The sequence below is a fragment of the Pseudomonas cistanchae genome, from assembly GCF_054483635.1.
Window position 1 is genome coordinate 347,141 of sequence record NZ_JBTLWN010000004.1, and the last position, 12,382, is coordinate 359,522.

The following is a 12,382-nucleotide window of genomic DNA, read 5'->3' on the forward strand; positions in this document are numbered from 1 at the left end:
GTAGCGCACCCTACGGAGACGCCCATGACCCTTGAAATCGTTTCGAGTAACAAGAGCTGGGGCGGCTGGCACAAGCGCTACCGGCACCGCTCTAGTGTGCTCAATTGCGACATGGTATTTGCTGTCTATCTGCCACCTCAGGCGGAGCAGGGCGCGAGGTTGCCGGTGCTTTATTGGTTGAGCGGGCTGACCTGCAGCGATGAAAATTTCATGCAAAAAGCCGGTGCGCATCGGCTCGCCGCCGAGCTGGGTTTGATCATCGTGGCCCCCGACACCAGCCCGCGCGGGGCGGATGTGCCGGATGACCCGGACAGTGCTTGGGATTTTGGCCTGGGCGCTGGCTTCTATCTCAACGCGACCCAGGAGCCCTGGGCGCGGCATTACCGCATGCACGACTATGTGGTGCAGGAATTGCCCGCACTGATCGAGGCGAACTTTCCAGTGTCGGATAAGCGCGGCATCAGCGGCCATTCGATGGGTGGCCATGGCGCGCTGGTCTGCGCATTGCGCAACCCCGGCCGCTACCAATCGCTTTCGGCGCTGGCGCCGATCAGCAACCCGATGAACTGCCCCTGGGGTGAAAAGGCGTTTTCCCGGTACCTGGGCGACGACCGCGCGCGCTGGCGTGAGTGGGATGCCTGCGCGCTACTCGCCGAGGCAACCGAGCGGCTGCCGATCTTGATCGATCAGGGCGATCGTGATGACTTCCTTGACGCTCAGCTCAAGGCTCAAACCCTGCAGAGCGCTGCGGCAGCTGCCGCTCATCCATTGACCCTGCGTCTGCAACCAGGCTATGACCATAGCTACTACTTTATCGCCAGCTTCATTGATGACCATCTGCGTCATCATGCCGAAGCGTTGAAACAACAGAAGGCGTAGCAAGCTGCCTTCTGTTCACCGCGAGTCCTGTAGAATCACGCCCTGACTTTTGCAGGGCCTGATTTTTATGAAGAACAGCATGCGTATTGGCCATGGCTATGACGTGCACCGCTTCGGCGAAGGCGCGTTCATCACCCTTGGCGGTGTACAGATTCCTCACCGTTTCGGGCTGATCGCCCATTCCGATGGCGACGTGCTGTTGCACGCCTTGAGCGACGCGCTGCTGGGGGCTGCGGCGCTCGGTGATATCGGCAAGCATTTCCCGGACACCGATCCTACTTTCAAGGGGGCCGACAGCCGTGCCTTGCTGCGTCATGTGCTTGGGCTGGTGCAGGCCAAGGGTTGGCAGGTCGGCAACGTCGACGCCACCATCGTTGCCCAGGCGCCAAAGATGGCGCCGCATATCGAACACATGCGCGCACTGATTGCCGCCGACCTGCAGGTCGAGCTGGATCAGGTCAACGTCAAGGCGACCACCACGGAAAAGCTGGGCTTCACTGGCCGGGAGGAAGGTATCGCGGTGCACGCCGTCGCCTTGTTGGCCGCGCAATGAATGAACAGGAACTGCTCGGGCCGCGAGCCCATGGCGCGTCCTGCGGTACGGCGGTGCTCAAGGCCGTCGCCGAAGACTTTCAGGTCGATGAAGTGCTGGATATCCCGCTGGCCGGCGAAGGTGAACACCTGTGGTTGTGGGTGGAAAAGCGCGAGTTGAACACGGAAGAAGCCGCCAAACGCATCGCCCGAGCGGCCGGTGTGCCGCTGCGGATGATCAGCTACGCGGGGCTGAAGGACCGCCAGGCGCTGACGCGCCAGTGGTTCAGCCTGCACCTGCCAGGCAAGGCCGATCCGAACCTGGGCGCTGCTGAAAACGAAAACCTGAGCATCCTCAAGCAGGTTCGTCACCTGCGCAAACTGCAGCGCGGCGCCCATGCCGCGAATGGCTTTACCTTGCGCTTGACCCAGTTGAACGCTGATCACGAGGCCTTGGATAAGCGCCTCAGGCAGGTTGCTGCCCAGGGCATTCCCAACTATTTCGGCCTGCAGCGCTTTGGTTTCGAGGGCGGCAATATCGCTCACGCGCGGCATTTCGCTGAACGCAAGACACTGCCCGAGCAACGCAATGTGCGTTCGCGGGTGCTTTCAGCCGCGCGCAGCTACCTGTTCAATCGGGTATTGGCGGAGCGGGTGGCGGCCGGTAGTTGGAACCAGGCACTGCTGGGCGATCTGCTTGCGTTCACCGACAGCCGCAGTTTCTTCCCTGCCGGTGAACAGGAGTGCAGCGACCCACGCCTGGCGATTCTCGACCTGCACCCGACCGGGCCACTGTGGGGGGCAGGGAAATCCAGCGCCAGCGGCGTTGCGCAGATGCTCGAGCAGAAAGTCGGTCAGCAGGAAGGCCCATTGGTCGATTGGTTGGCAGAAGCGGGCATGACCCACGAACGACGTATCCTGCGCCTCCCCATCGGCGGTTTGACGTGGCATTATCCCGGGCCTGACGTTCTGCAACTGGAATTCGTCCTGCCGGCTGGATGCTTCGCCACCGTATTGGTGCGCGAACTCGTCGATCTGCTGCCGGCAGGGCAGACGGACAACCCATGCGTATTCTGATTTCAAATGATGACGGCGTGGCAGCACCGGGCCTTGCCGCGCTGCACGCTGCCCTGGCCGACTACGCCGACTGTACGGTGATCGCGCCGGACCAAGACCGTAGTGGTGCCAGCAGCGCCTTGACCCTCGACCGGCCTTTGCATCCCTGTTACCTGCCCAACGGGTTTATCAGCCTCAACGGGACGCCCACCGACTGCGTGCACTTAGGCCTCAACGGGCTGCTCAGCCATGAAACCGACCTGGTGGTGGCGGGTATCAATATGGGCGCCAATCTGGGCGATGACGTGCTGTATTCCGGCACCGTGGCAGCGGCGCTCGAAGGGCGGTTTCTCCAGCGCCCGGCGTTTGCTTTTTCATTGGTGTCGCGCTTGCCGGATAACCTGCCGACGGCGGCCTATTTCGCCCGCAAACTGGTCGAGGCCCATGAACAGCTGGACCTGCCGCCGCGTACCGTCCTCAACGTCAATATCCCCAACTTGCCCCTGGAGCACGTCCGTGGCGTTCAGTTGACCCGGCTGGGCCATCGCGCCCGCGCCGCTGCGCCGGTCAAGGTGGTCAACCCGCGGGGCAAGGAAGGATATTGGATCGCGGTAGCCGGCGATGCCGAGGACGGCGGACCGGGCACCGACTTCCACGCGGTGATGCAGGGTTACGTATCGGTCACCCCGCTGCAGTTGGACCGCACGTTTCAGGAAGGCCTCAACAGGCTGCAACCTTGGCTGGAGGGCTTGCTCTGATGAGACGCGAGCAAGACGAACTGCACCGCGGCATTGGCATGACGTCGCAACGCACCCGCGAACGATTGATTCAGCGCTTGTACGAGGAAGGATTGTCCAACGCCCGGGTACTCGAAGCAATCCGGCGCACGCCACGCCACTTGTTCGTCGACGAGGCCTTGGCTCATCGCGCCTACGAAGACACCGCGCTGCCGATCGGGCACAACCAGACTATTTCCCAGCCCTACATGGTCGCGCGCATGAGCGAGCTGCTATTGGCGGCGGGGCCGTTGGACAAGGTGTTGGAGATCGGTACGGGGTCGGGTTATCAGACGGCGATTCTGGCGCAGCTGGTCGAGCGGGTGTTCAGCGTTGAGCGCATCCAGGTGTTGCAGGACCGAGCCAAGGAACGCATGACCGAACTGAACCTGCGCAACGTGGTGTTTCGCTGGGGCGATGGTTGGCAAGGCTGGCAGGCGTTGGCGCCTTACAACGGCATTATTGTCACGGCCGCTGCGGCCGAAGTACCGCAGGCGCTGCTCGACCAATTGGCGCCTGGGGGCCGGCTGGTCATCCCGGTGGGTGCCGGGGATGAGCAGGAGTTGTTGCTGATCATCCGCGAAGAACAGGGTTTTTCCCGGCATGTGCTCGACGCCGTACGTTTCGTCCCGCTGCTTAACGGGCCACTGGCCTGATTGCATTCGACCGGAATTCCATGAATAAACATGTTCTGCTCTTTATGAAGGGCAGCGCCATGGGCGCTGCCGATGTGGTGCCAGGTGTTTCGGGCGGTACCGTTGCCTTTATCACCGGTATCTACGACGAGCTGCTGCGCTCTATCGCCAGTGTGCCTGTCGCATTGGGCTTGTTGCTGCGCGGCCGAGTTATCGCTGCCTGGCAAGCGGCGAATGCGACGTTCCTGCTGGTGCTGTTGCTGGGCATACTCACCAGCGTGCTGAGCCTGGCGCGCCTCATCACCTACTTGCTGGAGCAACACCCGATTCCGGTGTGGTCATTTTTCTTCGGCTTGATTCTGGTGTCCTCGCATCTGGTCGCCCGCGATATCGAACGTTGGCGTTGGGATCGCATCGCAATTTTTTGCTTAGGCGCTTTTTTTGCCTACTGGATTACCGTTGCGGCACCTGTGCAGTGGGGTACCGATTCGGTCAGCGTGTTCTTCGCTGGTGCGATTGCCCTCTGCGCAATGATCCTTCCGGGCATCTCCGGTAGTTTCATTCTGGTGTTGCTTGGCCTTTATTCCTTCGTTCTGGGTGCGGTAAAAGATTTCGATCTGGCAGTGCTCGCACTGTTCTGCAGCGGCTGCCTGGTCGGCATCGTCTGCTTCGCCAGCTTTCTGCGTTGGTTGCTGGCGCGTTGGCGGGATCTGACCCTGGCGTTTCTGACGGGCCTGATGCTGGGCTCCCTGAACAAGATCTGGCCCTGGAAAGAAACCCTCACGTGGTATGTGGATAGCCACGGCCAACAGGTGCCGTTGCTGCAGGCCAACATACTGCCGGCACGCTTTGCTGAAATCAGTGGTCAAGATCCTCAGCTGCTTGTGGCCGTTTTACTTGCGGCAAGCGGTGTAGTGCTGATTTTGGGCTTGGAGCGATTGGCCGGTCGTCGCCAGCAAAACACTGGTTGTGATGAATAAATCCGGCACAATGCATCGCATCAATTACCAGGCTGACGCCAGTAGGGAGAAACGGGTGGGTTGCACGGCCATGCAGTTACGGGGTTTTCGACACGGCACACGCTTACTGCTAGCGGGTTTCGTTGTTACGGCGCTGCTCAGCGGCTGTGCGAGCCCGCCTGCCGGCGGTGTGCAGGTCGTTGATCGTAACAACCGCGGCGCCGCACCGATGCAGCGTCAACCCGTTACCAACGGCCAATACCGGGTACAGCGCGGCGACACGCTGTACTCCATCGCGTTTCGCTTTGGCTGGGATTGGAAAGCGCTGGCTGCGCGCAATGGCATCGCGCCGCCTTACCTGATCCGGGTTGGCCAGGTAATCCGCTTTGATGGACAACCGCAACCGGTCGCCACTCCTCCATCCAGAGTGGTAACGCCCACCGTGGTAACTGTCCCTCAGCCGGCAAGCCGCCCACCTGTGGTGGTGCAAACCCCCGCTCAGGGCAAGCCTCCCGCCGTCGTTTCGCCTCCAGTTTCCACCCCTGTGAAGCCTATGCAGCGTTCGGCATCTGGCTGGGTTTGGCCGGCCCAGGGGGCTCTAGTCGGGCGTTTTTCCTCAAACGGTAGTTTGAATAAAGGCGTTGATATCGCTGGGGAATTGGGACAGCCTGTTTCGGCTGCGTCTGATGGTTCAGTGGTATACGCCGGGAGTGGTTTACGGGGCTACGGCGAATTAGTGATCATCAAACACAACGATACCTACGTAAGTGCCTACGGCCATAACCGCAGGTTGTTGGTGAAGGAGGGGCAAAAAGTCAAAGCCGGGCAGACGATTGCCGAAATGGGTTCCACAGGAACCGACCGGGTGAAACTTCACTTTGAAATTCGCCGTCAGGGTAAGCCTGTAGATCCGCTGCAATACTTGCCTCGCCGTTGATCTTTTGTCAGCCTGTCCATCACGTGGGATAGAGGGGCTCGGGAGTTGCCACGGAATTCGGCGTCGCCTGGGCTTGCTGTAGAACTCAGCAGGGGACAACCAAAATGGCTCTCAATAATAATAAAGAAGCGCCTGATTTTGATGTTGACGATGAAGTGCTCCTCATGGAGACCGGCATTGTTCTAGATGATGTCAATGACGACGCAGACGCGCCCGTCGCTCGCACCAAGACCAAAGCAAAACCGGCCACCAGTGCCAAGCAGCACAAGTACATCGACTATACCCGGGCGCTAGACGCCACTCAGCTTTACCTCAACGAAATCGGTTTTTCCCCCTTACTGACCCCAGAAGAAGAAGTCTACTTCGCGCGTTTGGCGCAGAAGGGCGACCCGGCTGGGCGTAAGCGCATGATTGAAAGCAATCTGCGCCTGGTGGTTAAGATTGCCCGTCGCTACGTCAATCGCGGTTTGTCGCTGCTTGATCTGATCGAGGAGGGCAATCTGGGTTTGATCCGCGCCGTAGAAAAATTCGACCCAGAGCGCGGCTTCCGTTTTTCCACCTACGCCACCTGGTGGATCCGGCAAACGATCGAACGGGCGATCATGAATCAGACCCGCACCATTCGTCTGCCCATCCATGTAGTGAAAGAACTCAACGTCTATTTGCGCGCCGCTCGCGAACTGACCCAGAAACTCGACCACGAGCCTTCGGCTGAAGAGATTGCCAATCTGCTGGAAAAACCGGTAGGCGAGGTAAAGCGCATGCTCGGGCTCAACGAGCGGGTATCGTCGGTCGACGTCTCCCTGGGACATGACTCCGATAAAACCCTGCTAGATACGTTGACCGATGATCGTCCGACTGACCCGTGCGAGTTGTTGCAAGACGATGATCTCTCGCAGAGCATCGATCAGTGGCTGTCCGATCTGACCGACAAGCAGCGCGAAGTCGTGGTACGCCGCTTCGGCTTGCGCGGTCATGAAAGCTGCACCCTTGAGGAGGTCGGCCAGGAGATTGGCTTGACCCGTGAGCGGGTACGGCAGATTCAAGTCGAAGCGCTCAAGCGATTGCGGGAAATATTGGAGAAGAACGGCTTGTCGAGCGACTCCTTATTTCAGTAATGGCTTTCTCATACTTCGCCGGGCGTTAAACCATAATGCCGCTCCGCCACGCAGAGCGGCATTATGGTTCTGGAATAGGTAAATCCTCCACATCTTCACCGGACCCGCTCGCTCTACGCGGGCGAGCGACGGTAATCAAAGCTATTACTCCCCTCACATACTGAAACCAGCGGTCTTTTCTGCGCCGAGCCGAGCGCTCTCTGCAGCAAGACGCAGCGCGGCGTCTTATTCGGGACAACCTCATGTATCAGCGCAGCGAGAGCCACTTGCACCGGTGGCGGCTGTCGGCTTTGGTCTTGTAAGCATTCGCCTGGCCTGGCTTTTTGTTGGCAGCCTTGTAAGTGATTACTTACAAGGCTTGTAAGCCATCCTAGGAAAGAAGCGCATGAATCTGGCGTTATTTTCTCAACGATTTAATTTAAGTGTTTGATATATATTGTTTTTAAATATTAGTTTGTGTGGGCTTGTAGCTGATGATGGGAGATTGCGTGGCTTGTCTGCCATTCAGAAGTCGCTAATATCAACCACGTGCTCAGGGACAAGCACAGGTTGTTAAGGATGACAGCCAGGAGATCGAAGGACGCGATTCATCAGGATGATGAGTTGGGAAACACAGGGAATAGGGACAAAAGAGTGGGCGGGTAAAACCGCCCCTTTTTTTCGCCTGCAGAAAAGTAAAAACCCGCGCAAGGCGGGTTTTTATCAGAGCGAGGTTTGAACCTAGCGCTCCAGGTGTTCCAGTTTGTCTTTCACGCCATCCCAGTCTTCGGCATCGGCCAACGCTTCCTTCTTTTCGGTGATGTTCGGCCACACCTCAGCCAGGTCAGCATTCAGCTCGATAAATTCCTGCATGTCCTCGGGCACCTCGTCTTCGGAGAAGATGGCCTGGGCCGGGCATTCCGGTTCGCAGAGTGCACAATCAATGCACTCATCCGGGTGAATCACCAGGAAATTCGGGCCTTCGTAGAAGCAGTCCACCGGACAGACTTCCACACAGTCGGTGTATTTGCACTTGATGCAGTTGTCGGTGACGACGAAGGTCATTTCTAGTTCTCTCCTCAGGCTACGGCTGGGGAGCCGCTTAATATGCAGCTCCTTGGCTTTGGAATAAGACTGCGGCACCAGGCTAATAGGCCGCGACATTCCAAAGCGCGCGGGATTCTAACAGCTTGCACGGGGCGGGCGTTAGATTCGCGTCTTCCATGTATATAACAGTTCCAGAGCTTTACGCGGAGTCAGATCATCCGGGTTGATCTTCTGTAATTCCTCCAGCAGTGGATGGGGCAGGCTGGCAAACAGATCGCTCTGCAGGGGCGTAGCCGTCTGTCCGGGCGCGGCGGGGGACAAATCATGGGGCAGGCTGGTGGTTTCCAGGCGCGCCAGATGCTCGCGGGCGCGCAGGATCACATCGCTCGGTACGCCTGCCAGTTGCGCCACTGCCAAGCCATAGCTTTGACTGGCCGGGCCCGGCAGCACATGGTGCAGGAACACGATACGTTCGTTGTGTTCGGTGGCGTTGAGGTGCACATTGGCGACAAGCGGCTGGCTTTCCGGCAACACGGTCAGTTCGAAGTAGTGTGTAGCAAACAAGGTATAGGCGCGCAGCTTCGCCAGTTGCTCGGCTGCTGCCCAGGCGAGCGACAGACCATCGAACGTGCTGGTACCGCGGCCCACTTCGTCCATCAGCACCAGGCTACGTTCCGTAGCGTTGTGCAGGATGTTGGCCGTCTCGCTCATTTCCACCATGAAGGTCGAGCGCCCGCCAGCAAGGTCATCACTTGAGCCGATGCGGGTAAAAATGCGGTCGACTAACGACAGCCTGCAACTGGCTGCCGGGACGAAACTGCCAATATGCGCCAGCAGCACGATCAACGCGGTCTGGCGCATATAGGTGGATTTACCACCCATGTTCGGGCCCGTGATGATCAGCATGCGCGTGTCATCGTTCAGGTTCAGGTCGTTGGCCACGAACGGCGTCGTCAGCACCTGCTCGACCACCGGATGGCGACCTTGCTCGATGTGCATGCACGGCTCGTCGACAAAGCGCGGGCGATTGAGGTCCAGGGTCAGCGCGCGCTCAGCCAGGTTGCTCAGTACATCCAGTTCGGCGAGCGCGGCGGCGCTATCCTGCAGCGGGCCGAGATGGCCAATCAAGCGTTCAAGCAGTTCGTCGTACAGCATCTTTTCCCGAGCGAGGGCGCGGCTCTTGGCCGACAGTGCCTTGTCTTCGAACTCCTTGAGCTCGGGCGTGATAAAGCGTTCTGCACCTTTCAGGGTTTGCCTACGGATGTAGTCGGCTGGCGCCGATTCGGCCTGCTTGCTTGGCAGCTCGATGAAATACCCATGTACGCGGTTATAGCCGACCTTGAGGTTGGCCAGGCCGGTGCGGGCTTTTTCTCGCACCTCCAGATCCATCAGGTACTGGCCGGCGTTTTCGCTGAGCGATTGCAGCTCGTCCAGCTCGGCGTCGTAACCGGTTTTCAGCACGCCGCCATCGCGGATCACCGCTGGCGGATTGTCGATAATGGCGCGCGCCAGCAGCTCTGCCAGTTCCGGATAGGTGCTGACGATGGTCGCCAAGGTTGACAGGTGCTGGCAGTCGAGCGAGCCCATCGCCTGTTGCAGTTCGGGTAGCGCCGCCAGGGCATCGCGCAAGCGCGCCAGGTCTCGGGGGCGAGCATTGCGTAGGCCGATTCGCGCCAGGATCCGCTCCAGGTCACCGATTTCCTTGAGCTGTGGCTGCAAGGTCTCGAAGCGGTAGCGTTCCAGCAGGCAGGCAATCGATTCCTGCCGGGCCTCCAGAATGGTGCGGTCGCGCAGCGGGCGATTCAGCCAACGACTGAGCAGGCGACTGCCCATGGCGGTCTGGCAGCGGTCGACCACCGATTGCAGGGTGTTCTCGCGCCCGCCAGCGAGGTTGACGTCCAACTCCAGATTGCGCCGGCTGGCGCCGTCAAGAATCACCGTATCGTCGAGGCGCTCATGATGCAGGCTGCGCAGGTGCGGCAGGGCGGTGCGCTGAGTTTCTTTGGCGTACGTCAGCAGGCAGCCGGCAGCGCCGATGGCCAGGGTCAGATTCTCGCAGCCGAAACCTTTCAGGTCCTGGGTAGCAAACTGTTGGCATAGGCTCTTGTTTGCACTGTCGCGCTCGAAATCCCAGGGCGCACGGCGACGGCAGCCACGGCGCTTTTCAGCGGGCAGACCTTGCGGCCAGTCGTCCGGGATCAGCAGCTCTACCGGGTTGAGACGCTCGAGCTCGGCCAGCAAATTCTCCCAGCCCTTGATCTCCAACACGCTGAAGCGGCCGCTGGTGATATCCAGTACGGCCAAGCCAAATAGTCGCTCATCACCCAGCACGGCGGCGAGCAGGTTGTCGCGGCGCTCGTCGAGCAGCGCTTCGTCACTGACCGTGCCTGGGGTGATGATGCGCACCACCTGCCGCTCAACCGGACCTTTGCTGGTTGCGGGATCGCCGATCTGCTCGCAGATGACCACCGACTCGCCCAGTTTGACCAGTTTGGCCAGGTAGCCCTCCAGCGAGTGGTAGGGAATCCCGCACATGGGAATGGCCTGGCCGGCGGACTGGCCACGGGCGGTAAGGGTGATATCCAGCAGCTTGGCGGCCTTTTTCGCGTCCTCGTAGAAGATCTCGTAGAAGTCGCCCATGCGGTAAAACATCAGCTGTTCCGGGTGCTGATTTTTCAGCTTCCAGTACTGCTGCATCATCGGCGTGTGAGAACTGAGGTCGCTTTGGCTCATCGTTTTAACTGTCCGGCTGAATCGCAAAAGCGCCTAGTGTACGGTATCGCCCAGGCTGGCTTTAACCCCGGAGTGCAGATGACTGTGAATGAACACGCTTTGACCTCGCTGGCTGCTGAGTTGGGTCGGCGACTGCTGGATATCGCTGCCCAGGTCGCCACCGCGGAGTCGTGCACGGGCGGCGGTATTGCCGAGGCGATAACCCGAATTCCCGGAAGCTCGGCTTGGTTTGAGGCCGGTTACGTGACCTATTCCAACGCGCAGAAAACCAGGCAGCTGGCGGTGCCGGAGCAACTGTTCGGTCAGGTCGGTGCGGTAAGTCGCGAAGTGGTCGAAGCCATGGTAAGCGGTGCCCAAGCGCAAAGCGGTGCGCGCTTTGCTGTCGCTGTAAGCGGAGTGGCCGGGCCGGATGGCGGCTCGCCGGAGAAGCCCGTTGGCACTGTTTGGCTGGCATGGGCTGATGGCGAGCGGCTATTCAGCCAACGTCGTCAGTTTGAGGGGGACCGAGCCGAAGTTCGCCGACAAACGGTCGAAGCCGCATTGGCTGGGCTATTGCGGCTAGTTACGCAAGAAAATCCAAACGCGGGGTAGGCGGGCGACTTGCCCTGTGGAATAATACTGTCTACTTATACAGTTGTTGGTGGCCGCTAGCTGGCCCTTCTTGATTACGTGAGGACTTAAATGGACGAGAATAAGAAGCGCGCCTTGGCGGCAGCCCTGGGCCAGATCGAAAAACAATTCGGCAAAGGCGCGGTCATGCGCATGGGCGATCACGATCGCCAGGCGATCCCGGCTATCTCCACCGGTTCGCTGGGTCTGGACATCGCGCTGGGCATTGGCGGTCTGCCGAAAGGCCGTATCGTCGAAATCTACGGCCCTGAGTCTTCCGGTAAAACCACCCTGACCTTGTCGGTGATCGCCGAAGCGCAAAAGCTTGGTGCTACCTGCGCCTTCGTCGACGCCGAGCATGCGCTCGACCCTGAGTACGCTGGCAAACTGGGCGTCAACGTTGACGACCTGCTGGTGTCGCAGCCGGATACCGGCGAGCAGGCCCTGGAAATCACCGACATGCTGGTGCGCTCCAACGCCATCGACGTGATCGTGATCGACTCCGTGGCGGCCCTGGTGCCGAAGGCGGAAATCGAAGGTGAAATGGGCGATATGCACGTCGGCCTGCAGGCCCGTCTGATGAGCCAGGCGCTGCGCAAGATTACCGGCAACATCAAGAACGCCAACTGCCTGGTGATCTTCATCAACCAGATCCGCATGAAGATCGGCGTGATGTTCGGCAGCCCGGAAACCACCACTGGTGGTAACGCGCTGAAGTTCTACGCTTCGGTTCGCCTGGACATCCGCCGTACTGGCGCGGTGAAGGAAGGCGACGAAGTGGTCGGTAGCGAAACCCGCGTCAAAGTGGTGAAGAACAAGGTAGCCCCGCCGTTCCGCCAGGCTGAGTTTCAGATTCTTTATGGCAAGGGCATCTACCGCAACGGCGAAATCATCGACCTGGGCGTGCAGCTTGGCCTGCTGGAAAAATCCGGTGCCTGGTACAGCTACCAAGGCAACAAGATCGGCCAGGGCAAGGCCAATTCGGCCAAGTACCTGGAAGACAACCCGGAAGTGGCTCGCACTGTTGAAGGCCTGATTCGCGAGAAGCTGCTGGTGGTCAGCGCTCCGGTCAAGGCAAACGCCACGGCAGACGAACTGGCTGATGCGGACGTCGACATCTAAT

Annotated in this window: 12 protein-coding genes; 10 read left to right on the top strand and 2 right to left on the bottom strand. The window is 59.7% G+C overall.

What is annotated here, in order from left to right; genetic code table 11:
* Window positions 1-24: 24 nt before the first annotated feature.
* The 8 genes from fghA to rpoS all read left to right on the top strand — a co-directional run bounded on the left by fghA (window position 25) and on the right by rpoS (window position 6,891).
* The gene (gene fghA, locus ACX0MV_RS13965; RefSeq protein WP_458983121.1) at window positions 25-879 is read left to right on the top strand and encodes an S-formylglutathione hydrolase; all 855 of its coding nucleotides are present in this window, start codon (window positions 25-27) and stop codon (window positions 877-879) included.
* 79 nt (window positions 880-958) lie between these two features.
* Entirely contained in the window at window positions 959-1,432 is a 474-nt protein-coding gene (gene ispF, locus ACX0MV_RS13970; protein WP_458983122.1) for a 2-C-methyl-D-erythritol 2,4-cyclodiphosphate synthase, read from the top strand.
* Window positions 1,429-2,487 (top strand): tRNA pseudouridine(13) synthase TruD, encoded by a 1,059-nt coding sequence (gene truD, locus ACX0MV_RS13975; protein WP_458983123.1) that lies wholly within the window; start codon window positions 1,429-1,431, stop codon window positions 2,485-2,487. The genes ispF and truD overlap by 4 nt, the downstream gene beginning before the upstream one ends.
* On the top strand, window positions 2,475-3,224 hold the full coding sequence (gene surE, locus ACX0MV_RS13980) for a 5'/3'-nucleotidase SurE (RefSeq protein ID WP_458983124.1): 750 nt from the start codon (window positions 2,475-2,477) through the stop codon (window positions 3,222-3,224). Before truD ends, surE begins: the two co-directional genes overlap by 13 nt.
* Window positions 3,225-3,262: 38 nt before the next feature.
* Window positions 3,263-3,898, top strand: a complete 636-nt coding sequence (locus tag ACX0MV_RS13985; protein ID WP_458983205.1) for a protein-L-isoaspartate(D-aspartate) O-methyltransferase — start codon at window positions 3,263-3,265, stop codon at window positions 3,896-3,898.
* Between the two features lie 20 nt (window positions 3,899-3,918).
* Window positions 3,919-4,857: a polyprenyl-phosphate transporter gene (locus tag ACX0MV_RS13990; protein ID WP_458983125.1), complete on the top strand. Its 939-nt coding sequence runs from the start codon at window positions 3,919-3,921 to the stop codon at window positions 4,855-4,857.
* 70 nt (window positions 4,858-4,927) lie between these two features.
* Window positions 4,928-5,773, top strand: coding sequence for a peptidoglycan DD-metalloendopeptidase family protein (locus ACX0MV_RS13995; protein ID WP_458983206.1), 846 nt, complete (start codon window positions 4,928-4,930; stop codon window positions 5,771-5,773).
* Window positions 5,774-5,877: 104 nt separating this feature from the next.
* Window positions 5,878-6,891 (top strand): RNA polymerase sigma factor RpoS, encoded by a 1,014-nt coding sequence (gene rpoS / locus ACX0MV_RS14000; protein ID WP_458983126.1) that lies wholly within the window; start codon window positions 5,878-5,880, stop codon window positions 6,889-6,891.
* Window positions 6,892-7,611: 720 nt separating this feature from the next.
* Here the strand turns inward: rpoS and fdxA are convergent.
* Together fdxA and mutS are read right to left on the bottom strand one after the other, a co-directional pair.
* Window positions 7,612-7,935, bottom strand: coding sequence for a ferredoxin FdxA (fdxA, locus tag ACX0MV_RS14005; RefSeq protein WP_458983127.1), 324 nt, complete (start codon window positions 7,933-7,935; stop codon window positions 7,612-7,614).
* Window positions 7,936-8,076: 141 nt separating this feature from the next.
* Window positions 8,077-10,650, bottom strand: a complete 2,574-nt coding sequence (mutS, locus tag ACX0MV_RS14010) for a DNA mismatch repair protein MutS (RefSeq protein ID WP_458983128.1) — start codon at window positions 10,648-10,650, stop codon at window positions 8,077-8,079.
* A 78-nt stretch (window positions 10,651-10,728) separates the two neighbouring features.
* Here mutS and ACX0MV_RS14015 point away from each other — a divergent pair, with 78 nt between their 5' ends.
* Both ACX0MV_RS14015 and recA read left to right on the top strand, forming a co-directional pair.
* Window positions 10,729-11,241, top strand: a complete 513-nt coding sequence (locus ACX0MV_RS14015) for a CinA family protein (protein WP_458983129.1) — start codon at window positions 10,729-10,731, stop codon at window positions 11,239-11,241.
* 90 nt (window positions 11,242-11,331) lie between these two features.
* Entirely contained in the window at window positions 11,332-12,381 is a 1,050-nt protein-coding gene (gene recA / locus ACX0MV_RS14020) for a recombinase RecA (RefSeq protein WP_458983130.1), read from the top strand.
* The last annotated feature ends 1 nt before the right edge of the window (window position 12,382 follow it).